Annotated in this window: 19 protein-coding genes; 7 read left to right on the forward strand and 12 right to left on the reverse strand. The window is 64.3% G+C overall.

All coding sequences use genetic code 11. The annotated features are described in order from the left end of the window. Window positions 1–6: 6 nt before the first annotated feature. From algG to yaaA, 7 genes are all read right to left on the reverse strand, one after another. Window positions 7–1,593: a mannuronan 5-epimerase AlgG gene (algG, locus tag H7A76_RS15070; RefSeq protein WP_185699218.1), complete on the reverse strand. Its 1,587-nt coding sequence runs from the start codon at window positions 1,591–1,593 to the stop codon at window positions 7–9. Between the two features lie 26 nt (window positions 1,594–1,619). After that, a complete protein-coding gene (locus H7A76_RS15075) occupies window positions 1,620–3,167 on the reverse strand; it encodes an alginate export family protein (RefSeq protein ID WP_409519186.1) in 1,548 nt (515 codons plus the stop codon). Further along, the gene (algK, locus tag H7A76_RS15080; RefSeq protein WP_185699219.1) at window positions 3,164–4,558 is read right to left on the reverse strand and encodes an alginate biosynthesis TPR repeat lipoprotein AlgK; all 1,395 of its coding nucleotides are present in this window, start codon (window positions 4,556–4,558) and stop codon (window positions 3,164–3,166) included. The genes H7A76_RS15075 and algK overlap by 4 nt, the downstream gene beginning before the upstream one ends. Before the next feature lie 2 nt (window positions 4,559–4,560). Next, window positions 4,561–5,730, reverse strand: coding sequence for an alginate biosynthesis protein Alg44 (locus H7A76_RS15085; protein WP_185699220.1), 1,170 nt, complete (start codon window positions 5,728–5,730; stop codon window positions 4,561–4,563). A 35-nt stretch (window positions 5,731–5,765) separates the two neighbouring features. Beyond that, a complete protein-coding gene (gene alg8, locus H7A76_RS15090; protein WP_185699221.1) occupies window positions 5,766–7,247 on the reverse strand; it encodes a mannuronan synthase in 1,482 nt (493 codons plus the stop codon). 95 nt (window positions 7,248–7,342) lie between these two features. Next, complete coding sequence (locus tag H7A76_RS15095; protein ID WP_185699222.1) at window positions 7,343–8,659, reverse strand: nucleotide sugar dehydrogenase; 1,317 nt, start codon at window positions 8,657–8,659, stop codon at window positions 7,343–7,345. An 812-nt stretch (window positions 8,660–9,471) separates the two neighbouring features. After that, window positions 9,472–10,251, reverse strand: coding sequence for a peroxide stress protein YaaA (yaaA, locus tag H7A76_RS15100; RefSeq protein WP_185699223.1), 780 nt, complete (start codon window positions 10,249–10,251; stop codon window positions 9,472–9,474). A 137-nt stretch (window positions 10,252–10,388) separates the two neighbouring features. Between yaaA and H7A76_RS15105 the strand changes: the two genes are divergently transcribed. The 3 genes from H7A76_RS15105 (at window position 10,389) to H7A76_RS15115 (ending at window position 14,284) form a co-directional block, all read left to right on the forward strand. Next, complete coding sequence (locus H7A76_RS15105) at window positions 10,389–11,513, forward strand: polysaccharide deacetylase family protein (RefSeq protein ID WP_185699224.1); 1,125 nt, start codon at window positions 10,389–10,391, stop codon at window positions 11,511–11,513. 356 nt (window positions 11,514–11,869) lie between these two features. After that, window positions 11,870–13,264, forward strand: a complete 1,395-nt coding sequence (locus tag H7A76_RS15110; RefSeq protein ID WP_185699225.1) for a PhoH family protein — start codon at window positions 11,870–11,872, stop codon at window positions 13,262–13,264. A 102-nt stretch (window positions 13,265–13,366) separates the two neighbouring features. Beyond that, window positions 13,367–14,284, forward strand: a complete 918-nt coding sequence (locus tag H7A76_RS15115; protein ID WP_185699226.1) for a LysR family transcriptional regulator — start codon at window positions 13,367–13,369, stop codon at window positions 14,282–14,284. Window positions 14,285–14,290: 6 nt separating this feature from the next. On the opposite strand, the gene H7A76_RS15120 is transcribed toward H7A76_RS15115, so the two are convergent. Next, on the reverse strand, window positions 14,291–14,737 hold the full coding sequence (locus tag H7A76_RS15120; RefSeq protein ID WP_085596238.1) for a DMT family transporter: 447 nt from the start codon (window positions 14,735–14,737) through the stop codon (window positions 14,291–14,293). Between the two features lie 188 nt (window positions 14,738–14,925). On the opposite strand from H7A76_RS15120, the gene moaC reads away from it, so the two are divergent. The 4 genes from moaC (at window position 14,926) to H7A76_RS15140 (ending at window position 17,082) form a co-directional block, all read left to right on the forward strand. Next, window positions 14,926–15,399 (forward strand): cyclic pyranopterin monophosphate synthase MoaC, encoded by a 474-nt coding sequence (moaC, locus tag H7A76_RS15125; protein ID WP_185699227.1) that lies wholly within the window; start codon window positions 14,926–14,928, stop codon window positions 15,397–15,399. Then, the gene (locus H7A76_RS15130) at window positions 15,396–15,638 is read left to right on the forward strand and encodes a MoaD/ThiS family protein (protein ID WP_152896699.1); all 243 of its coding nucleotides are present in this window, start codon (window positions 15,396–15,398) and stop codon (window positions 15,636–15,638) included. The genes moaC and H7A76_RS15130 overlap by 4 nt, the downstream gene beginning before the upstream one ends. A gap of 1 nt (window position 15,639) precedes the next feature. Further along, window positions 15,640–16,092: a molybdopterin synthase catalytic subunit MoaE gene (moaE, locus tag H7A76_RS15135; protein WP_022642448.1), complete on the forward strand. Its 453-nt coding sequence runs from the start codon at window positions 15,640–15,642 to the stop codon at window positions 16,090–16,092. 213 nt (window positions 16,093–16,305) lie between these two features. Next, the gene (locus H7A76_RS15140; RefSeq protein WP_185699228.1) at window positions 16,306–17,082 is read left to right on the forward strand and encodes an ABC transporter substrate-binding protein; all 777 of its coding nucleotides are present in this window, start codon (window positions 16,306–16,308) and stop codon (window positions 17,080–17,082) included. Window positions 17,083–17,134: 52 nt separating this feature from the next. Here H7A76_RS15140 and H7A76_RS15145 read toward each other — a convergent pair whose 3' ends face one another. The 4 genes from H7A76_RS15145 to rhlB form a co-directional block, all read right to left on the reverse strand. Beyond that, on the reverse strand, window positions 17,135–17,764 hold the full coding sequence (locus H7A76_RS15145) for a transcriptional regulator (RefSeq protein ID WP_185699229.1): 630 nt from the start codon (window positions 17,762–17,764) through the stop codon (window positions 17,135–17,137). Between the two features lie 86 nt (window positions 17,765–17,850). Then, the gene (locus H7A76_RS15150; protein ID WP_185699230.1) at window positions 17,851–18,978 is read right to left on the reverse strand and encodes an FAD-binding oxidoreductase; all 1,128 of its coding nucleotides are present in this window, start codon (window positions 18,976–18,978) and stop codon (window positions 17,851–17,853) included. Window positions 18,979–19,012: 34 nt separating this feature from the next. After that, window positions 19,013–19,966: an ornithine cyclodeaminase family protein gene (locus H7A76_RS15155; protein WP_185699231.1), complete on the reverse strand. Its 954-nt coding sequence runs from the start codon at window positions 19,964–19,966 to the stop codon at window positions 19,013–19,015. Window positions 19,967–20,090: 124 nt separating this feature from the next. Further along, window positions 20,091–21,569 (reverse strand): ATP-dependent RNA helicase RhlB, encoded by a 1,479-nt coding sequence (rhlB, locus tag H7A76_RS15160; RefSeq protein WP_185699232.1) that lies wholly within the window; start codon window positions 21,567–21,569, stop codon window positions 20,091–20,093. Window positions 21,570–21,575: the final 6 nt, after the last annotated feature.

A 21,575-nucleotide genomic window follows, 5' to 3' on the forward strand; every position in this document is an offset into this window, starting at 1 on the left:
TCATCCTCAATCGCGCATTTCGGTCTGGCGTTCGACGGGGTCGATCAATACGGCTTTGCGCTGGCGTACCAGCAGGTCGAGAATTTCGTCCTGGCGCTCGCCCAGCACGCCGGAGAAGCTGATGCCGCTGCTCTTGGTCGGTGCCAGCATCGACACCCGGTACAGCTCCACGCTCAGGGGCGAGTCGATGGACATCGGGCCGCTGCCGTTGGCCGCCAGCTCGCCGCCGACCACGATCAGCGAGACCTGGGCATCGAACGGGTCGAGCTTGATGTCGCGGTCGGTGTCGGTCAGGTCCTTGATATGGCCGTAGACCCCGGTCAGGCCGTTGGCCATGGCGACGTTCTCGTAGAGGCGGATGTTGACGCTGTTGCGGATGCGGATGCCGTGGCGCCGATTGCTGACCACCTTGTTGCCGTAGATCAGGTTGTCGGCACTCTCGTAGAGGGTGATGCCGTCGGTGTGGTTGCGGTAGATCTCGTTGTAGGCGATCAGGTTGTTGATGCTGTTACGGTCGATCACCAGCCCCGAGAGGTGGTTGTCGTAGCTGCGGTTGTTGAAGATGAAGCTGTCGTTCACCTCCCGGGAAATGATGATGCCGTGCTTCTTCCGGGTGCCGTAGACGGTGTTCTCGGCAATGATCAGGCCATGGGAACGGTCGTGGGGGTCGATGCCGTAGACGATGTTGTCGCGGTAGGTATTGCCCTTGAGCACGAAGCCTTCGGTCTCGTAGCAATAGAAGCCGTACCACATGTCCGAGAACTCCGAACCGATGATCCAGCCAGTGGGCTCGGGACGCTTGAGCACCTTGGCCATGTTCGGCGTGTACTGGGAAATGCTCACCCCGTAGGACTTGGAATTGGCGTAGCCGAAGCTCGCCATCTTGCTGTTGGCGATGTAGGTCTGGGTGCCGCCCCAGGCCAGCAGGAAGGGGCGAAACTCCTTGGCCGAGCGGAAGGTCGCCGGGCCGTTGTCCTTCTCGCGCCAGCCGGTGACCTGGGTATCGCGCACGAACAGCTGGCCATCGTTGACCAGGAACGCGCCGGCTTCCTGGGACAGGCGCAGCTCGCGGGTCTGCTGGTCGATCTCCAGGATGCCGTGGCGCCCGACCACGATCGGCAGGCGGGCCAGGTAGACCCCAGGGGCGGTTTCGCTGATGTACTGCTTGGGCAGCTTGCCTGCCAGGTCCTTGAGGTTGACGTAGCCATCGTCGACGAAGATCGCCTGGGGAATGCCGTGCTGGCGCACCACCCATTCGGCCATCTTGTTGTCGCCGCCGATGAAGTCCTTCAGGGCGTCTTCCTGCATCATCCGCCGCACGCTGATCTTGCCCGGCTTGCTGCGCACGATCTTCGCCGCCACGGCTTCGGCGGTGTAGCCGGAAAGGTCGGGCAGGGTCGGCTTGGCCAGGGCCAGCGGTTCGCTGGGGGCGCTGCTGACGGTGTAGGTCTTGGCCTGTTGCAGCTCCTTGACGACGGTCGGCGCCTTGGCCGTCTCGACGTTGCCCAGGGCCGTGCCGCTGGCCAGCAGCAGGGCACCGGCCAGCAGGCCCAGGGAGCCTTTGTGCAGCGGGGTGTGGGGATGGCGATGCATCTGGGGGACTCCGTTCATGGCTGGCCTCAGAAGCGCCAGATCACGTCGATGAAGGCGCGGTGCATATAGGAGTCGACGTCCTTGCCGTAGGCGTCGCCGGGCTTGAACACGCCCCCGCGAAAACGCACCAGGGCCGCGGGCTCGTCGATCGACTGGCTCAGGGCCGCCGGCAACAGGCCTTGCTTGAAGTACTTGGTGACCACCAGGTCCATCTCCTGGCCGAGGTCTTTCTTGCCGTCTTGCAGGGGGAGCGAGGTGCTGCCCAGCAGGGCGCCGGTGCTGTCGTCGTAGTCGTTGTGCACGGCATTGATGCCGTTGCTGCCCACCGGCCTGTTGCCGTCCACGCGCCAGAACTTGTGGTAGACCAGGCTGGCGTCGTAGTCCTCGCGCAACTGCCAGGAGCCGAACAGGGTGGCGGTCTGGGTGTTGTTCAGCTCGCCACGAAAGGCTTCGCCGAAACGGTGCACCCGCGAGCGGGTGCCGGTGAAGTTCGAGCGGTTGCTTTGCAGGCCGTTCTGCTCGTATTCGGCGCTGGCCCGGGCATAGGCCGCGCCCACTTGCCAGTTCGGGTCCAGGCGCAGGCGCACGCCCAGGTCGGTGGCCCAGCCGTTGAGGTTTTCACCACGCTTGGCCTGGGTCGGGCGGCTGCCGTCGGCATTCAGCGGGTTGACCGTGTCGCGGTCGCCGCGCATGCCGGTGAGGCTGGCCCAGTAGTTGACAGTGTTGGTGTTGCGCCAGTTATAGGCGTCGCTGTTGGCCTCCAGGCCAAGCCAGGTCAGGTCGCCGTTCTGTTGCTTGTCCAGCGGGTCTCTGGCCTCTCCGGGCTTGGCATAGTCGAGCTTGCCGTCATCGTGGGTATGGTGGGCGCGAATGCCCACCCACTGGCCGGGCGTCCACTGGTAGGCGACGTCGGCGTAGGCGTGCAGGCGGTCCTTGTCCTTGGGCGCCAGTTCCTTGAGGTCGGTGCGGTATTCACTGAAGCGCTCGGCCAGGCCCAGGTTGGCCCGCAGCAGGGTGGTGTCGAAGGTCCAGTTCAGCGCTTCGATGTTGGTGTCGCGCCATTGGCCATCGTCGTTACGCAGGCGCTGGCGGCCGAACTTCAGTTGCTCGCCGGGGTAGGCGGTGAAGCCGCTGTAGCCGACCCAAAATTCGCGCAGGGCCAGGTAGTTCTTCTTGGCCTTGCGGTCGTCGTTGGCCGACTGCTGGCTGGCATCGTCGCTGGATTGTTGCAGGGTGTCGGTCTCGATCACGTCGGTGGAGGTCACCGCCTGGCCCATGGCATAGGCGCTCCAGTTGCCGCTTTCGCCATAGACCCAGGGCCGCAGGTCCAGGCCGATGCCGTTGACGTCGCCGCCACCCTGGGTACCCAGGTCGCGGTCGTCCTCCGATTGCGCGGTGATCTTCACTTCCAGGCCGAAGTTCTTGGTCTCGCTCAGTGCCGCGAAAGAGGGTGTCGACCAGGCCAGGGCGCAACCCAGGGCAAGCCCCAGCTTCGACAGGCGCAAGGGGGCCTGGCGGTCGCAGCCTGCGGCAGCGGCTACAAGGGCGCGCGTGGGCAATGGGATGTACTTCATAGGGATTCCTCGCCGTCTTCTTCCTGCAGGGCCTGCAGTTGCAGCGTGCTCTGGGCCAGGGTGCCGCGTACGGCCTGTTCCTGTTGCAGCAGGCGCTGGGCTTCGGCGCGTTGGCCGGGGGGCAGTTGTTCATCGAGTTGTTGGGCCAGTTCGTTGGCCTGGGGGGTGTCCTGGACCTTGGCCAATTGGCTGAAGACGTAGGCATTGACCGGGTCGGGCCGGGTGCCGCGGCCCTGGGAAAACAGCTGGGCAATGGCGAAGTCGGCGCTGTTCTGGCCGTTGCGGGCAGCGGTCAGCAGATGGTCCAGGGCCTTTTGCGGATACACCTGGCCCAGGTAGCCACGGCGGTAGATCTGGCCCAGGTAGTAGTCGGCGGCGACCTCGCGGCCCTGGGCTTGCTTGAAGTGTTGCTCGGCCACCTTGGCATCGGCCGGCACCCACTTGCCCTCGTAGTAGAGCTTGCCCAGCAGCAGTTCGGCGCGAGGCTGATCGGCGGCGCGGCCGTTGTCCAGGTACTTCATCATTTGCTCGACATCGCCCAGTTCGGGGAAGTCGTAGAGCAGTTGCGCCAGGCTGACCCAGGACGCCGGGTACACCGGGGCCACTTGCTCGAGCAGGGCCTGGGCGGTTTTCTCGTCGGGCTTGCCGAGGCTGGCGTCGCCCAGGACCCGGGCCACGCTGTCGACCCGCTGGGCGCTGACGGTGCCACGGCCATGGCTGGCTTGCAGTTGCTTGAGCAGCTCGGCTTGCTGCTCGGCCTGGCCGCGCTTCTGGTAGACGGTGGCCAGCTCGACGTAGCAGATGTCGGTGCTGTTCAGGGACGCCTTGCAGATCTTCTCCACCTCATCCAGATGTTGGTCGTAGGTGCCCTGGGTGCGATACAGCAGGACCTGGGCCAGCCCGGCCTCGGGGTAGCCGGCGGCGCGCCATTGGCCGATCTGCCGCTGGGCGTCGACGTTGGGGAAGCTGTGGGGATATTGCAGGTAGAGCATCGCCAGGGGGATCAGGGTGTTGCCTTCGCCGTTGGCGAAGGCCTTCTGCAGCAGGCCCTCGGCTTCGTGCCGTTCGGCTTCGCTGGCCCCGGGCTTGGTCGCCAGCAACCGGCCCAGGCGCGCCTGGGCCCGTGGCGAGGTATCGGCGGCAGCGCGGTAGGTGGCCTCGGCCTGCTTGATCTGCGCCGGGTCGCGGCTTTCCACCTGGATATCCGCCAGGCCCACTTGCGCCTCGCTATAACCCAGGTCCGCCAGCTGGCGATAGTTCTGCTGCGCCAGGGCGGTGTCGCCGCGCTTGAGGGCTTCGTTGGCCAGGCGCTGGTCCGGCAGGCCGGCGCAACCGGCCAGGGCCAGGGCGGCCACCAACGGCAACACCGCGAGTTGGGTAGGCGTGTTCATGGTTACAGACCCGTGGCCATGGCTTTGTCGATCAGCCAGTTCATCGATGGCCCGCGGTCACTGCTGACTTCCACCGGGCGGCCGGCGAACTCGCTGCCCAGGGGCGCGTCGGGCTTGATCTGCACGCGGATATCCGAAGACAGGTCGTTGCCGTTGAGGCTGGTGCTGCTGACGATGGTGCCGGTGCGCATCTGGTCTTCCCCGGCGACCTGCAGGTTGACCTTGGTGCCCGGGCGCACGTCGCCGAACTGACGGTAAGAGAAGCGCGCCTCGACGGTGGCCAGGCTGCCCCGTGGCACCAGTTGGTAGATCACGTCGCCCTTGCTGGCGTACTGACCGTCGGCCACCAGCTGCTGGGCCACGGTGCAGTCGCAGGGCGAGGTCAGGGTGCCGGTCATCTGCTTGCCGAACAGCTCCTCGACCTTGGCCGGCTGCAACTGGTTCTCGTCCAGGTGGCCCTTGAGCACATCCAGCATGCTGGTGCTGAAGCTGGCCAGGGGCGCGCCCTTGGCTACGTTGCCGTTGGCCTGCACCAGGCTTTGCACGGTGCCGTCGCGCGGCATGGTCACGTTCATTCCCGGCACGTTCACCAGGCCGGCCTCGGCGTGGCTGACGAAGTACAGGCCATACACCGACTTGAGGATGAAGCCGAAGGCGGCCAGGCCGACGATGAAGATCCCGGCACTGAAGGTCACGGCCCGCAGGCGGCCCAGGGGACTCATGCCGCTGCCGTTGTCCTTGGTCTTGCGCGCCTTGGTGAAGTTGTCGCGCTGCAGGGTGGCGAGCACGTCGCCCATGCTGACGAGGTCGCCGGCCAGGTGCGAGGTGATCAGGTGGCGCAGGGTGGCGATGTCCTGGGGTTCCAGGTTCTGGAACTGGCAGCCGACGCGGCCGCTCTGGCGGTCGAAGGAGCGCACTTGCAGCTCCACGTCCATGGCCAGGCCGAGGTTGTCGATGACGAATTGCAGGCGGCCCTTGTGTACGCTGCCCACGGCCAGCAGTTGTTGCCCGGCGTTGAAGCTCAGGCCACCGGCGGAGAGGTCGTGGAGCCGCACTTCCAGGGGCTTGGCCTCGGTGCCGAAGAAGCGCAGCTTGGCCGGGATCCTGACCCGGGCGTGCTGGCGCTGGGCTTCGGATTCATGCACTACGTTGACGTTGACGGCGGTGTTCATAGGGTCGATTTCCTAGTTCATTCAGGCAGGGCGGTTCAGACCATCAGCAGCAGTACGGCGACGAATACGCTGCCGGCCGAGAAGGTCATGGTCCGGGACGACCAGGTGTTGAACCAACGTTGAAAACTGGCGAGGTCGCGGGTCAGCTTGGTGTCCTGGCGGGTCCAGGATTGCTGGTCGAGGCGGAAGAACACGTAGATCTTCACCAGGGCCCCGACGATCTGGTTGTAATAGAGGATCAGCGGATAGGCCGGGCCGATCCGGTGCCCCGAGCAGGACAGCAGCAGGGTCAGGATCAGTCGGGTGATGCCGATCCACAGCAGGTAGGCGAGGATGAACGCGGTGCCGTACTTGAAGCTGGCGATGATGGCCACCGTCAGGCCCAGCAGCGAGGTCCACATCGATACCCGCTGGTCGAACAGCACCACGCTGGTGAACAGGCCCAGGCGCTTGATCCCCAGGCCCAGGGCCCGGGAGTTCTGCCGCAGGTTGTTGCCGTACCAGCGGAACATCAGCTTGCGGCTGGCCTTGATGAAGCTCTTTTCCGGCGGGTGCTCCACGGTGTTGATCGCCGCGTCGGGCACGTAGAAGGTGTCGTAGCCCAGGCGCATCAGGCTGAACCAGCTGGACTTGTCGTCGCCGGTGAGGAACTTGAAGCGGCCCAGGCGCCAGTGTTGCAGGGAGTCGCTCTCGACGTCGGCGATGAAGTCCGGGTCGGTGACCACGGTGGCGCGAAACACCGACATGCGCCCGGTCATGGTCAGCACCCGCTTGGACAGGGCCATGGAACACATGTTGATGTGCCGCTGGGCGAAGCGCAGCTTGTGCCACTCGCTCATGATGTAGCCGCCGCGCACTTCGCAGAATTCGTTGGTGGTCAGGCCGCCGACATTGCCGAACAGCTGGAACCAGGGCACGGTCTTGCGCACCACGCCTTCGGCCAGCACGGTGTCGCCGTCGATCACCGCGACCACGGCACGCTCGTCCGGCAGGTGGCGGGAGATGGCGCGGAAGCCGAAGGCCAGGCCGTCGCGCTTGCCGGTGCCGGGAATGCGCACGAAGTCCAGCTTGACCCGCTCGGGCGGGTTCAGCCGCGCCCACAGGCTCTTGATCAGCAACTCGTCGGACATCTCCACGATCGAGCAGACCACGGTCGTGGGGAAACCGCAGTCGATGGCCTCGCGGATCACCGAGCCGTAGACCTGGGCGGTGGTCAGCGCCTCGATGCGAAAGCTGGTGACCATCAGGTACACATGGGACGGGTCCGCCGCCTTGCCGAGCTTGCGCACCTTGCGCCGCAGGTGTGGGTAGACCACGTAGAGGAACAGCATGCCGCGCACGAAATGCGTGGCGCCCATGGAGTAGCGCCAGATGCCCACGGCGCCGATCAGGAAGATGAAGTCCTTGGACTGCGAGTCGAAGGTCGAGGCGGGCAGCAGCAGGGCCATCCCCATCAACAGACTCAGGTAGAACAGCCAACCGGCGGCCTGGAGCAGGCAGTGTTTTAGCCTGTGCATAATCAACGTCCTAAAATCAGTTGCAAGCTCCAAGCGGCAAGCTGCAAGCGCGGTGCTCACACTGGCGGCTTGAAGCTCGGAGCTTGCCGCTGCCGTTACCAGCAAATGCCTTCGGTACGGCCCTGGGCGCAGGTCGGCTTGGACATGAAGCCCACCAGGTCGATGACCTGCTTGCCGTGGGGGACGTCCTCGACCAGGGGGCGGAACTTCTCGTCGCGGTTGCCCAGGATGATCAGGTCGGAATGTTCGATCACCGCGTCGAAGTCCGAGTCGAGCAGGGACGAGACGTGGGGGATCTTCGATTCGATGTAGTCCTTGTTGGCGCCATGGACCCGGGCGTACTCGACGTTGCGGTCGTAGATGCGCAGGTCGAAGCCCTTGCCGATGAGCATTTCCGCCAGCTCCACCAGCGGGCTTTCCCGCAGGTCGTCGGTGCCGGCCTTGAAGCTCAGGCCGAGCAGGGCGACCTTGCGCTTGTCGTGGCTGGAGACGATGTCGAAGGCGTTCTGCACCTGGGATTCGTTGCTGCGCATCAGCGAGTTGAGCAGTGGCGCCTGTACATCCAGGGCACCGGCGCGGTAGGTCAGGGCACGCACGTCCTTGGGCAGGCACGAGCCGCCGAAGGCGAAGCCCGGGCGCATGTAGTACTGGGACAGGTTGAGGGTCTTGTCCTGGCAGACCACGTCCATCACTTCGCGGCCATCGACGCCCACCGCCTTGGCGATGTTGCCGATCTCGTTGGCGAAGGTGACCTTGGTCGCGTGCCAGACGTTGCAGGTGTACTTGATCATCTCGGCGACCTCGATGTCCTTGCGGATGATCGGCGCGTCGAGTTCTTCGTAGAGCGCTTGCAGCATGTCGCCGGAGGCCTGGTCGAGCTGGCCGATGACGGTCATGGGCGGGAAGTCGTAGTCCTTGATCGCGGTGCTTTCGCGCAGGAACTCGGGGTTGACCGCGACGCCGAAATCGACACCGGCCTTCTTGCCCGAGCAGTCCTCGAGGATCGGGATCACCACGTTCTTCACCGTGCCCGGCAAGACGGTGCTGCGCACCACCACGGTATGGCGGGTGGCCTTGTCGCGCAGGACGAAACCGATTTCGCGGCATACCGATTCGATGTAGTCCAGTTCCAGGTCGCCGTTCTTCTTGCTCGGGGTGCCGACGCAGATCATCGACAGGTCGGTATCGCGGATGGCTTCGGCGAAGTGGGTGGTGCCGCGCAGGCGGGCCGTGCGGATTCCTTGCTCCAGGAGTTCACCCAGGCCCGGTTCGACGATCGGCGACTTGCCGGCATTGATCAGGTCGATCTTGTCTTTGGAAATATCTACGCCAACCACTTCATGGCCCCGAGCGGACAGGCAACCGGCACAGACTGCACCGACGTAACCCAAACCAAATATGCTGATGCGCATCGCATTTACCTCTGTGTTATTCACGCCATTAGATGGCCGGAGTTAATGTTTGCCAGCTGTAGTTGTGCACTGGGAAGTACAGCGAAAGACGCCGTAATATCCTGTGCAGGCAGACTAAGTTCCGAGTGATTAAATAAATTCACTCAAGTTGTGCGCAACCGGTCCTTGTTGTTTCGATGTGCCGTTGAATGTTGCCGGCGGCTCCTGCTGCAGGTCTCCCGAAAAACCACCCGCGTTCCTGTGGATAGCTGGATGCCACGTGGTCCGTGCTCTCCAGTTGCTTGCAGGGAGGCCTTGAAGGCCAGCTGTTCCTTGGCTTGTTAGGGGATAGTTGGGGCTCTTATCTCCTGTTTTTATTCCGTTAGTTAAAGTTTGAGTTACGCCGTTGGAAGCGGCTTCGTAAGTTATTTAGTTTTCCGGGTGTCCGTGTAAGTCATCTCGTACGCTGTCGTTGAGAATCGTTACCGGTGGTATGAGCGGTCTTCGCAGGCATAGTTCCTGCCCACTCATCCTGTTTTCTGAAATTTCTTGAAATATCGAGAAAGATGGCACTGCTCGCAATTTGATAGCACTAAGGGTTTGGCCCTTTAGTTCTGGGGAGTTAAAGCGGTGGGATATTTTTGTGCCACTACCGAATAAAAAAAGTGGTGCCACTACTGAAAAAAATCACTCTTGTCGAGTGAAAGAAAAGTCATGGAAATAGATGAAATTTTTATGGCGCCAAAAAAATGACTTGGCGGTGTGGGGAGAATGTGCAGGTGATCACATTCTGGCGCGCTCGCCGTGAAAACGAGCGCGGCAGGGGGAACGCTTTACTGCGGTGCGTGGTCGCGCAGGAAGACCAGGTTGTCGGCCTTGGATTGCTCGGCGCTGAAGCGATAGCCCTGGAGGTCGAACTGCTTGAGTCGGGCCGGATCGTCGATGCGCTCCTGGATCACGAAGCGGCTCATCAGGCCCCGGGCCTTCTTGGCGTAGAAGCTGATGATCTTGTACTGGCCGTTCTTCAGGTCCTTGAACTCGGTGTTGATGATCCGCGCCTTGAGAGCCGTGCGCTTGACCGCCGAGAAGTACTCGTTGGACGCCAGGTTGAGCAGCAGGTCGTCGCCTTGCTCGGCCAGGGCCTCGTTGAGCCATTCGCTGATGCGAGTGCCCCAGAATGCATACAGGTCCTTGCCCCGGGCGTTGGCCAGCTTGGTGCCCATTTCCAGGCGATAGGGCTGCATCAGGTCCAGGGGGCGCAGCAGGCCATAGAGGCCGGAGAGCATGCGCAGGTGCTGCTGGGCATAATCGAAATCCGCCTCGCCCAGGGTCTGGGCATCGAGCCCGGTGTAGACGTCGCCCTTGAACGCCAGCAAGGCCTGCTTAGCGTTGGCGGGGGTGAAGGCCGGGGTCCAGCTGCCGAAGCGCGCGGCGTTGAGGCCGCCGATCTTGTCGGAGACGTGCATCAGTTCGCTGATCTGCGCCGGCGTCAGTTCCCGCAGTTGCTGGATCAGTTCCTGGGAGTGGTCGAGGTACTGCGGCTGGGTAAAGCGCTGGGTTACCGGCGGGGTCTCGTAGTCGAGGGTCTTGGCGGGTGAAATCACCATCAGCATGGGGCGTCTCCTTTAAGCGTCGGGGGATTCTAGGGGCTCGGGCCGCCGGACTCCACCTATCGAGGCAATAGCTGACGCGTGGCGCGGGTGGGGATCGGCTATAGTGCCGCGCGGGTTCTGTTCTGGAGGCATCCCTTTTGCGTATCGCGTTTTTCTTTTCGGCCTGGCTTTTGAGTCTGAGTGCACTGGCGGCGCCCAATGATGTGGCGACCCTGGACCGCAGCACCTGGCCGGAAAAGCTCGACAGTCCGACCCTGTTCGACGTTGCCTCGCGGGCCGAGATCCTCACGTTCGCCCGCGCCTTGCTGGTCAGCGAAGCCTGGGACGAGGCGTCCTTGAAGCAGCGCCTGGGCTTGCGGATGATCAACATGGAGGCCATCGGCAGCCTGCGCGAGCAACTGTGGAAGCGCCTGCTGGAGAACTACGACTTCGCCCAGCAGAGCTGCGACCAGGATGCGTCCTTCTGTTTCCTGGTGGAAAACATGCAACAACTGCGCAAGCAGGCCGGCAAGTTCCAGCTGGGCGAGGACTCCTATTACGCCCGCTGGTCCGAGCCGAGCCGGACCTTCCATGAACAGTACCTGGACGAGTTGCTGCGCAAGGCCGCCCTGACGCCGCAGACCAGCAGCGAGGTCTTGCGCCTGGGCGACTACGAGCGCAATGGCGACGAACTCCACGACCGGATGTTCCTCTTGACCTTCGACAGCGCCGCCAACCTGGCGCCGGACAACACCGCCTGGCTCACCGAGTACCTGCGCAAGTCCAACCTCAACGGCACCTTCTTCGTCCTGGGCAACGATATCCAGGGCCGCCTGGACAAGGCTTCGGTGGCCAGCCTGCAAGCGCTGTACTCGCAGCAGTGCGTCGGGGTCCAGGGCTGGGAGTTCCGTTCCCATAGCCATTGGCAGGATTGGCAGTACTCGATCCAGCGCAGTGCCGACCTGGTCAAGGGCAAGCTGCCGGAAAACTACGTGCCGCTGTTCCGCCCACCCATGGGCCAGCGCCGGGCCGACGCCCAGGCCTTCTTCAATGCCCAGGGCATGCAGGTGGCGCTGTGGGACATCGATGCCCAGGACGGCCCGGGCAAGCTCAAGGCCCAGGAGAGCGGCCAGCGGGTACTGACCCTGATGCTGTTGTGGCGCCGTGGAGTGATTGCCTTCAATGCCAAGCAGGATGGGGTCAAGGCCAGCCTGCCCTGGTTGCTGGGACAGACCGCGCAAAGCGGGATCGGTTGGGAAGACTGCCAGGACGCGTTTCGCTGAAAAACGCAAAATGCCCGTAAATACGGGACCGGGCAGGAAAACCAGGGGAAAAGGGCAAATCCGCAAGGGATTTCGAGGCAGGCGGACTTCCGACTTTAGCGGCGCCCGGGCCGCTCGCCAAGGGCTATTCGTCACTCTGAAAAATAAACATCAAAAAAGCTTCAAAGTGCTTTTTCCTGTCACGCTTTTTGGAGTATTACGGACTCAGACCGCCGAAACCTGCAACACAGGTGGCGTCTCCCAAGACTCCTTGTGTGCGGCTCACCTCCAGCCCGGATGGGTGGATTTCGGTGGTCCTTCGAGGCGCGATACCCGATGGTATGGCGTCGACTGGCTCCCACATAAGGTGACCGAGTATGGATGACCGCGGACGCAGCCCTTCCTCCAACCAGCCAATCCTTTACGTACTCGATACCAATGTATTGATTCACGATCCCAACGCCCTGCTGAATTTCGAAGAACACCATGTCGTGATCCCGATGACCGTCCTGGAGGAGCTGGACAAGCTCAAGAGCGGGCATCACAGCGTGGCCGCCGAGTGCCGCCAGGCGATTCGGCTGATCGACAAGACCCTGGGCGAGGCCTCGCCCGAGGATGTCGAGCTCGGGGTGCCGATCCAGCGTGGCAAGGGCGAGCCAAAGGGCTTGCTGTCGATCCTGATGAGCAAGCGCAACGAACCCAACAGCCTGCTGCCGGACAACCTCAACGACAACATCATCATCAACCAGTTGGTCGACCTGCACGCGCGCAACAAGGACTTGTCCGTGGTGCTGGTGACCAAGGACATCAACATGCGCCTCAAGGCGCGGGCCTGCGGGATCGCCGCCGAGGACTACAGCACCGACCAGCTGGTGGACGACGTGGAGCTGTTGCCCAACGGCTTCCACAACATGAGCGGTTCGTTCTGGGACCGGGTAAGCAAGGTCGAGACCCGCCAGGATCACGGCCGTACCTGGCACCAGGTGCAGTTGAACGACGAGCTGCCGGTGGTGCACATCAATGAGTTCATCATCGACGAGCAGGGCTTCGTCGGCTGGGTCAAGGAGATCCGCGACGGTGTGATGCTGATCCTCGACCTGCACCAGGAGCCCCTGCTGCACCAGGAGGCCTGGGGCCTGAAGCCGCGTGATATCTACCAGGCCCTGGCCTTGTACGCGCTGCTCGATCCGGACATCCACCTGGTCAACCTGTCCGGCGCCGCCGGTTCCGGCAAGACCATCCTGGCCCTGGCCGCCGCCATCGAGCAGACCATGGTCAGCAAGCGCTACCGGCGCATCATCGCCACCCGCAGCGTGCAGGGGCTGGACCAGGAGATCGGCTTCCTGCCGGGCACCGAGGCGGAGAAGATGGAGCCCTGGCTCGGCGCGATCACCGACAACCTCGAGGCCCTGCACATGGATGACGAGAGCACCCATGGCAGCGTCGACTACATCCTCAGCAAGGTGCCGTTGCAGTTCAAATCCCTGAACTACATTCGCGGTCGCAGTTTCCAGCAGAGCCTGATCCTGATCGACGAATGCCAGAACCTCACCCCGCACCAGATGAAGACCATCATCACCCGTGCCGGCGCCGGTTCCAAAGTGGTGTGCCTGGGCAACCTGGCACAGATCGATACCCCTTACCTGTCGGCCACCAGCTCCGGACTGACCTACCTCACCGAACGCTTCAAGGACTTCCCCAACGGCGTGCACATCACCCTGCAAGGGGTGCCGCGCTCGATCCTGGCCGAATACGCCGAAAGCCACCTGTAGTTCCCTCACACCTGCCACGGGCGGCCTTCGGGCCGCCCGTTTTGCATCCGCCCCCGGCCTCTGGAGTATCCTGCGTTCCCGCCGTGAACCTGGAGCGCCCGGATGGCCACTGTTTCCCTGCGCAATATCGACTTGAACCTGTTGGTGGTGCTCGATGCACTGCTGACGGAGAAGCACGTGACCCGCACCGGCGAGCGCCTGCACCTGAGCCAGCCGGCCATCAGCCACTCCCTGGGCAAGTTGCGCTCGCTCCTGGACGACCCGCTGCTGATCCGCCAGGGCAACGATGTGTTGCTCAGCCCACTGGCCCGCAGCCTGCAAGCGCCGCTCAAGGAAATCCTCAGCCAGATCGAGACCCTGCTGGGCAAGTCCATCGACTTCGACCCGGCCGCGTCCCAGCGCATCTTCCACCTGGCGATGTCCGACTACGGCGCCGCGATCGTGCTGCCCCGGTTGCTGGTGCGCCTGCGCCAGGAGGCCCCGCTGATGCGGGTGGTGGTGACCCAGGGCAGCCGCCACGAGATGTTCGAGCAAGTGCTGCAGGGCAAGCTGGACCTGGCCCTGGGGGTGTTTCCCGACCTGTCGGAGGAGGTGGTCAAGGAGGTGCTGTTCGAGGAGACCTTCAGTTGCCTGCTGGATCGCACGACCCTGGGCCCCGATGGCACCCTGGACTTGGCGCAGTACCTGGCCCGGCCGCATTTGCAGGTGTCGATGGATGGTTGTTTCAACGGCGAAGTCGATCATCGCCTGCGGGATAAGGGCTTGCAGCGCCAGATCGTGGTCAGCGTGCCCCATTGGGGCACGGCGCCGGGGATGATCCGTGGCACCGACCTGATCCTCACGGTGGCCAGTCGTACCCTGGATGAGCTGGCGCTGGAGGACGGCCTGGTGCGCCTGGCGCCGCCGATGCAGGTGCCGGCGTTCAATTTCGTCCAGGTCTGGCATGGGCGCTCCCGTGACGACCCGGCCCATGCCTGGCTGCGCGAGCAGATCCGCCTGGCCAGCGTGGCCGGCCCCTGAGGGGCGTCAGCCGCGGACGGTGATCACGAAACCGCCGATCACCACCAGCACGCCGAAGAGCTTTTGCAGGCTGATGTCCTTTTGCGGCAGGCCCACCAGGCCGAAGTAGTCGATGATCAGCGAGATCAGCAGCTGGCCGATGATCACCGCCATGATGAAGTTGAGCGCTCCCAGGCGCGGCGCCATCAGCAGCGCCACGGTGATGTAGAGCACCCCGGCCAGGCCCCCGAGCCAGATCCACCAGGGCCCCTGGGCGGCGGCCAGCAGGTTGGGCCGAGGCACCTTGATGAACAGCAGCAGCACGCCCAGGGCCAGCAGGCTCACCAGCAGCGAGAGGCCGGTGGCCCAGAGCGGGTGCCCCAGCAGGCTGCCCAGCCGGGCATTGGTTCCGGCCTGCAGGGGCACGGCGAAACCGGCGAGCAGGCTGAGCAGGATCGGGATAAGCAAGGCCATGAAGAGGTTCCTCTGTGTCGTTGCCTGACCTTGTACGCGGATGCCGGCAGCGGCTCCAATTCGCTGTTCTGATGCGGGCTATTCGTCGGGTCGATCCCCGGCCGCAGCGCCCTGGCGGCGCTAGATTGTCCCGTGCGGAAAACTGACCTGCGGGTTTACAATCGCCCCACCTGATCAGGAGTAACGCCGTGCTGACTCATCTCGATTCCCAAGGGCGCGCCAATATGGTCGACGTCACCGACAAGGCCGTGACGTTTCGCGAGGCGACGGCCGAAGCCCGGGTGCGCATGCTCCCGCAGACCTTGCAGATGATCGTCAGCGGCGGTCATCCCAAGGGCGATGTGTTCGCCGTGGCGCGGATCGCCGGGATCCAGGCGGCGAAGAAGACCAGCGAGCTGATCCCCCTGTGCCATCCGTTGATGCTCACCAGCGTCAAGGTCGAGCTGCGCGCCGAAGGCGAGGACAGCGTGCACATCATGGCGCGTTGCAAGCTCTCGGGGCAGACCGGGGTGGAGATGGAAGCGCTGACCGCCGCCAGCGTCGCCGCGCTGACGATCTACGACATGTGCAAGGCCGTGGACCGGGGCATGACCATCGAGGGCGTGCGGGTACTGGAGAAACTCGGCGGCAAGAGCGGCCACTACCAGGCGGAGCCGGCATGAAGATCAAGGTGAAGTTCTTTGCCCGTTATCGCGAGGCCATCGGCTTGGATGAGACCCAGGTCGACGGCGAGTTCCGTACCGTCGAGGATGTGCGCCAGCACCTGCTGCAGGGCGTAGGCGCCCCGGTGCTGGGGGAGCAGAACCTGATGTGCGCGCGCAACGAGGAGTTGTGCCAGTTGGCCGAACCCCTGGCCGACGGCGACGAAGTGGCGTTCTTTCCCACCGTGACCGGAGGCTGACATGGGCATTCGGGTACAGGACGCGGCATTCGATCCCGGCGCCGAACTCAATGCCATGCACGCGGCCAATGTCGGCGTCGGCGCGGTGGTGGGGTTCGTCGGCTACGTGCGTGATTTCAACGATGGCCAGGATGTCCATGGGATGTTCCTCGAGCACTATCCGGGCATGACCGAGAAGGCCCTGGCCAAGATCGCCGAGGAGGCCGGGCAGCGCTGGCCGTTGCTCAAGCTGGAGATCCTGCACCGCATCGGCGCCCTGGCCCCGGGTGAGCCGATCGTCTTCGTCGCCGCGGCCAGCGCCCATCGCCAGGCGGCCTTCGACGCGTGTGCCTTCGTCATGGATTACCTCAAGACCCGGGCGCCGTTCTGGAAGAAGGAACAGACCGCCGATGGCCCACGCTGGGTCGAAGGCCGGCACAGCGACCAGGCCGCCGCCGAGCGCTGGGAAGACTGATCCAGCACAGGCCTTGGCGCCTTCCTGCGCCTTGTGCAAAACCTCACACACTGCGCGCCTGTTCCTGGTGGCCACCGGGTACAGGTGTTGCCGTGCCCCGTTGACGATATGTACATTAAAGTCCAGTATGGATTTAAGAGTACAAAACAGCTGCGCCGTTCCACCTCTTCTTTCTGTCTTGCCAAACCAACAACAATTCGCGAGAGAACGAACATGAAAAAACTCCCCCTCATCGGTGGCCTGGTCCTGGGCCTGTTGGCGTGCACCCAGCTCTCGGCCGCCGAGAAGACCCTGCGCTTCGGGATCGAGGCCGCTTATCCGCCCTTCGCCTTCAAGACCGCCGAAGGCAAGATCGCTGGCTTCGACTACGACATTGGCAATGCCTTGTGCGCGCAGATGCAGGTCAAGTGCGAGTGGACCGAGGTCGAGTTCGATGGGCTGATTCCATCGCTGAAGGTGAAGAAGATCGATGCCGCGCTGTCGTCCATGACCATCACCGCCGAGCGCCGCAAGTCGGTGGATTTCACCCACAGGTACTACTTCACTTCGTCGCGCCTGGTGATGAAGAAAGGCGCGGTGGTGGACGACCAGTACCAGAGCCTCAAGGGCAAGACCATCGGTGTGCAGCGTTCCACCACCACCGACCGCTACGCCACCGAGGTCCTGGAACCCAAGGGCATCAAGGTGACGCGCTACAGCAATAACGAAGAGATCTACATGGACCTGGCGGCGGGGCGCCTGGATGCGATCTTCGCCGACACCATCCCGCTGGAGGACTTCCTGGCCATGCCCCGCGGCGCCGACTATGCCTTCGTCGGCCCGGAGCTCAAGGATCCGAAGTACGTCGGCGAGGGCGCCGGGATCGCCGTGCGCAAGGGTAACGAGCCACTGGTGGGCGAGCTGGACAAGGCCATCGCCGGCATCCGCGCCAACGGCGAGTACCAGAAGATCCAGGCCAAGTACTTCAAGTCGGATATCTACGGCGACTGATGTCGCCGGTGCTTGCGAGCGATCGCTGCCAGGGGCGCTCGCTCGTCGAGGATCACTGCGCCTTGAGTTCCTTGAGGTGCTTGTACACCGTCGCCCGGCCCATGTTCAGCACGTTGGCCACATAGTTGGCGGCGCTCTTGCCCTTGAATGCGCCTTCGGCGTGCAGCGCCAGCACCAGTTCGCGCTTGTGGTCGCGGGTCAGCAGGTTCAGGCCCAATTGGCGCTCGCGCAGCCAGTTGTGCAGGAAAGTGTTGATCCGCTCCTGCCAGTCATCGCGAAACAGTGAGTCCGGCTGCGGGATCAGCTTGCTGGGGGAGAGGAACAGGTCCAGCGCGGCCTTGGCATTCTCGAACAGCGAGATGTTCAGGTTGATGCACAGCACCGCCAGCGGCTGGCCCTTGGCGTCGCGCAGCACGGTGCTCAGGCTGCGGATCTTCTGGCCGTCCCAGTTGAGCTTTTCGTAGGGGCCGATGTTCCGTTCATCGCTGTCGCCGCTGAGCATGTCTTCCAGGGCCGCATCGTCACCCACTTCACGCTTGGACAGATTGTTGGCGATGTAGTCGACCTTCTGCGTGCGCAAGTCGTGGAGCACCACTTCGGCGTGGGGGAAGAACAGGGTGGCAATGGCGTCGGCGATCGCCCGGAAATTGTCCAGGGCAGGGTCCTTGGCGGGTGTGGTCATGGGTGGTACTCCTGGCGGCTTCAGCGCCCGCCGCTGGCGGGCGCTGGGAGTGTGCCGCAATCGTCCGGGCGCGTCATCCCGGGGTATCAGCCCAGGCGGGCTGGGGACAGCATGGCGGCGTCCAGGCCGAAGGCCGCCAGTGCCTCCGGCAGGGCGGCGCCGCGTACCAGGGCGGCGCTGGCCTGGCCCATGGCCGGTGAGGTCTGGATGCCGTAGCCGCCTTGGCCGGCCACCCAGAACAGCCCGGGCACTTGCGGATCGAACCCGGCCAGCAGGTCGCCATCGCTGACGAAGCTGCGCAGGCCGGCCCAGGTCCGGGTCGGGCGGCGGATGCTCAAGGTCGTGGCTTCCTCGATCCGGTGGATGCCCAGGGCGATGTCCAGTTCTTCCGGCTGCACATCGTGGGGCGGCACCGGGTCGGCGTTGGCCGGGGAGCCGAGGAACAGGCCGGCATCGGGTTTCATGTAGAAGGATTCGTCGAGGCTGACCAGCATCGGCCAGTGCTGGCAGTCCGGGTCTTGCGGGCCGGCGAAGATGAACGCGGCGCGGCGCTTGGGCTGCAGGCCCAGGGGGCGGGCGCCGGCGAGGACGCCGACCTGGTCGGCCCAGGCGCCGGCGGCGTTGATCAGCACCGGGGCGCTGAAGGTCTGGTCGCTGGTGCGTACCAGCCAGTGGCCCTGGGCATCGCGCTCCAGCCCCAGGACTTCGCAATCGGTATGCAATTGGCCCTGGTTGCGGCGGATGCCGCGCAGGTAGCCCTGGTGCAGGGCATCGGTGTCGATGTCGCTGGCAGTCGGGTCGTAGAGGGCGCCGTGGACCTTGTCGCGGCGCAGGATCGGCAGGCGGGCGCAAGCTTCGTCGGCGTCGAGCAGTTGCATCTGCGGCACGCTGGCCTTGGCGCTCAGGTACTGGCGCTGCAACTCGTCGGGGGCGTTGTCGAAGTCCACGGTCATCTCGCCTCGCGGGCTCAGCAGCGGATGCTCGCAGAAGCCTTCGGGCGGCTGGTCGAAGAACGCCCGGCTGGCCAGGGTCAGCGCGCGGACCTGGGGCGTGCCGTAGGCGGCGGTGTAGAGGGCGGCGGAGCGGCCGGTGGAGTGGTAGCCCGGATGGGATTCGCGTTCCAGCACCAGCACCCGGCCATGGCGCGACAGCCAGTAACCGGTGGAAGCTCCGGCAATACCGCCGCCAATGATGATGAAGTCTGCCTCGGTCATTCGAAACTCCGCAAAGGATTCAGGTAACGGGTGCTCATTGCTGGCGGCGCAAGTGGTACAGGGCGTTGGCCAGGGCGATGTCTTCCAGGCCCAGGCCGATGGAGCGGAAGAACACGTGGCGTTCGCCGCTGGGCAGCCGGGCCTGGTAGCTGAGCAACTCCGGCAGGTCGCCGAGAATTGCCCCGCTGTCCCAGCCGTGCTGTTGGCTGGCGATCAGCATGTCGCCGGCCGCGCCGGGGGTGGTGCGCCGGTAGTCACAGTACACCTGCATGTCCTGCAGGGCGGCGGGCGGCACCTCATGGGCTTGTGGCGCATTGGTGCTGATGGAGGTGATCAGCGCGGGCCGCTTTAGGTGGCGCGGATCGATCACCGGCCCGGCGGACGAGGTGCAGAGCAGGATCACGTCGGCTTGCTCCAGGGCCGCCTCGCGCTGGTCGACGAGCACCAGGCGCGGGTCGAGGGCTTGCAGGCGCGCGCGCTGGGCTGCGGACCGCCGGGCCAGGCTTGGGGAATACAGGCGGATGTCCTGCCAGGGGCGCAGGTCCTTGATGTAGTGCAGGTGGGCCTGGGCCACCGGGCCACTGCCGATGATCGTCAGGCGCTGGGCGCCAGGGCCGGCCAGGGCATCGACGGCGACGGCGGTGGTGGCGGCGGTGCGAGCGGTGGTCAGTTCCCCGGCATCGCACAGCAGCAGCGGCTGGCCGTGGTCCATGGACATCAGCAGCGTCCAGGCGGTGACCAGCGGGCCTTGGGTACGCACGATGTAGGGGGAAGTCTTGACCCCGTAGACCCGATCTTCGGCCAGCACGCCCTGGAAGTTGATGAAGTCTCCGGCGCCCTGTGGGAATTCCACCAGCTGTTGCGGTGGTTGCACGGCCAGCCCGGCGGCCAGGTCACGGAACAGCTTGCGCAGGATCCGGGGCACGTCGAGTTGCGCGAGCAACTGGCGGGCCTGGGGCTGGGCAATCACGAATGGCGTGCTGGACATGGAGGTACTCCGTTTTTATAAACTTATTTGTCCATTATGGACTTTTAGTTTATTCGGGCAATATCCAGGCGAAAAAAAACGCAGCCCGAAGGCTGCGTCTTTGCTTGGCCGGGTCCGCTTGGACTCAGGCTTGCGGGCGCTTGCGCTCCACGGCGCGCAGCAGCTCGGTGGGCGGCATTTCGCAGCTGATCTTGCGTCCCAGCAGTTCTTCGATCGCCGGCAACTGGTAGGAGTCGTCCTCGCCGGCGAAGCTGATGGATACGCCGTCGGCACCGGCACGGCCGGTCCGACCGATACGGTGCACGTAGTCGTCGGGGACTTCCGGCAGGGTGAAATTGATCACGTGGCTGATGCCGTCGATGTGGATGCCGCGGCCGGCCACGTCGGTGGCCACCAGGACCCGGATCTTGCCTTCGCGGAAACCTTCCAGGGTCTTGATCCTTTTGTGCTGCGGTACATCGCCGGACAGCTGGGCGGCATTGACGCCGTCGCGCACCAGGCGCTCCTCGATGCGCCGCACTTCATCCTTGCGATTGGCGAAGACCATCACCCGCTCCCAGCCGTTGTCGTTGACCAGGTTGTACAGCAGCTTGTACTTGTCGGCGCTGGCTACGGCGTAGATGTGCTGCTCGACGTTGGCGTTGGCGACGTTCTGGGCTTCGATCTCGACGATCGCCGGGTCGGTGGTCCACTGCTTGGCCAGGTTCATCACGTCGTCGGTGAAGGTGGCGGAGAACAGCAGGGTCTGGCGTTCGCTCTTGGGCGGGGTCTGGCGAATGATCTGCCGCACCTGGGGGATGAAGCCCATGTCGAGCATGCGGTCGGCTTCGTCCAGCACCATCACCTCGACCATGTCCAGGTGCACGTCGCCGCGCTGGTTGAAGTCCAGCAGGCGGCCGGGGGTGGCCACCAGGATGTCGCAGTGGCGGGCTTCGAGCTGCTTGAGTTGCTTGTCGAAGTCCATGCCGCCGACGAAGGTCATCACGTTCAGGCCGGTGTACTTGGTCAGCGCCGCGGCGTCCTTGGCGATCTGCACCACCAGTTCCCGGGTCGGCGCGATGACCAGCGCCCGCGGCTCGCCCATGTAGCGTTCCTTGGGCGGCGGGGTCTGCAGCAGCTGGGTGATGATCGAGATCAGGAACGCGGCGGTCTTGCCGGTACCGGTCTGGGCGCGACCGATGGCGTCCTTGCCCGCCAGGGTGAAGCCCAGCACCTGGGCCTGGATCGGCGTGCAGTAGGGGAAGCCCAGGTCGTGGATGGCATGCATCAGTTCCGGGGCGAGCTTGAAATCATGGAAACGGGTCTTGCCTTCCTGGGGCTCGACCACGAAGTCCTCGAGCTTCCAGGTGCTGACCGGTGGTTTCGGGGCGCGTGGACGACGCTGCTCGGCCTTGGTTTTTTCCGCGCGCGGCGCCTTGGGAGTGGAAGGGGCGGCCGGTGTGGTCACCGGTTCTTTTTTAGTGGCGGTAGCGGGCGCGCTCCGTTCCGGCTGGTGGCCGTCATTGCGGCTGCTGGAAGGGGGGATGGGAGCGCTGGGGCTTGGCGCGCTTGGCTCTGCCTCGCTTTTACCGAAGATCTTCTTGAGTGCTTTGAGCACGGTCATCTCATC

Origin of the sequence: Pseudomonas sp. MSSRFD41, assembly GCF_014230245.1 — a bacterium.
Classification (GTDB): Bacteria; Pseudomonadota; Gammaproteobacteria; order Pseudomonadales; family Pseudomonadaceae; genus Aquipseudomonas; species Aquipseudomonas piscis.

Bases quoted from the DNA above. Each gene is read 5' to 3' on its own strand.
- algG (WP_185699218.1), bottom strand. From the start codon at position 1,593: ATGCATCGCCATCCCCACACCCCGCTGCACAAAGGCTCCCTGGGCCTG.
- H7A76_RS15075 (WP_409519186.1), bottom strand. From the start codon at position 3,167: ATGAAGTACATCCCATTGCCCACGCGCGCCCTTGTAGCCGCTGCCGCA.
- algK (WP_185699219.1), bottom strand. From the start codon at position 4,558: ATGAACACGCCTACCCAACTCGCGGTGTTGCCGTTGGTGGCCGCCCTG.
- H7A76_RS15085 (WP_185699220.1), bottom strand. From the start codon at position 5,730: ATGAACACCGCCGTCAACGTCAACGTAGTGCATGAATCCGAAGCCCAG.
- alg8 (WP_185699221.1), bottom strand. From the start codon at position 7,247: ATGCACAGGCTAAAACACTGCCTGCTCCAGGCCGCCGGTTGGCTGTTC.
- H7A76_RS15095 (WP_185699222.1), bottom strand. From the start codon at position 8,659: ATGCGCATCAGCATATTTGGTTTGGGTTACGTCGGTGCAGTCTGTGCC.
- yaaA (WP_185699223.1), bottom strand. From the start codon at position 10,251: ATGCTGATGGTGATTTCACCCGCCAAGACCCTCGACTACGAGACCCCG.
- H7A76_RS15110 (WP_185699225.1), top strand. From the start codon at position 11,870: ATGGATGACCGCGGACGCAGCCCTTCCTCCAACCAGCCAATCCTTTAC.
- H7A76_RS15115 (WP_185699226.1), top strand. From the start codon at position 13,367: ATGGCCACTGTTTCCCTGCGCAATATCGACTTGAACCTGTTGGTGGTG.
- H7A76_RS15120 (WP_085596238.1), bottom strand. From the start codon at position 14,737: ATGGCCTTGCTTATCCCGATCCTGCTCAGCCTGCTCGCCGGTTTCGCC.
- H7A76_RS15130 (WP_152896699.1), top strand. From the start codon at position 15,396: ATGAAGATCAAGGTGAAGTTCTTTGCCCGTTATCGCGAGGCCATCGGC.
- moaE (WP_022642448.1), top strand. From the start codon at position 15,640: ATGGGCATTCGGGTACAGGACGCGGCATTCGATCCCGGCGCCGAACTC.
- H7A76_RS15140 (WP_185699228.1), top strand. From the start codon at position 16,306: ATGAAAAAACTCCCCCTCATCGGTGGCCTGGTCCTGGGCCTGTTGGCG.
- H7A76_RS15145 (WP_185699229.1), bottom strand. From the start codon at position 17,764: ATGACCACACCCGCCAAGGACCCTGCCCTGGACAATTTCCGGGCGATC.
- H7A76_RS15150 (WP_185699230.1), bottom strand. From the start codon at position 18,978: ATGACCGAGGCAGACTTCATCATCATTGGCGGCGGTATTGCCGGAGCT.
- H7A76_RS15155 (WP_185699231.1), bottom strand. From the start codon at position 19,966: ATGTCCAGCACGCCATTCGTGATTGCCCAGCCCCAGGCCCGCCAGTTG.
- rhlB (WP_185699232.1), bottom strand. From the start codon at position 21,569: ATGACCGTGCTCAAAGCACTCAAGAAGATCTTCGGTAAAAGCGAGGCA.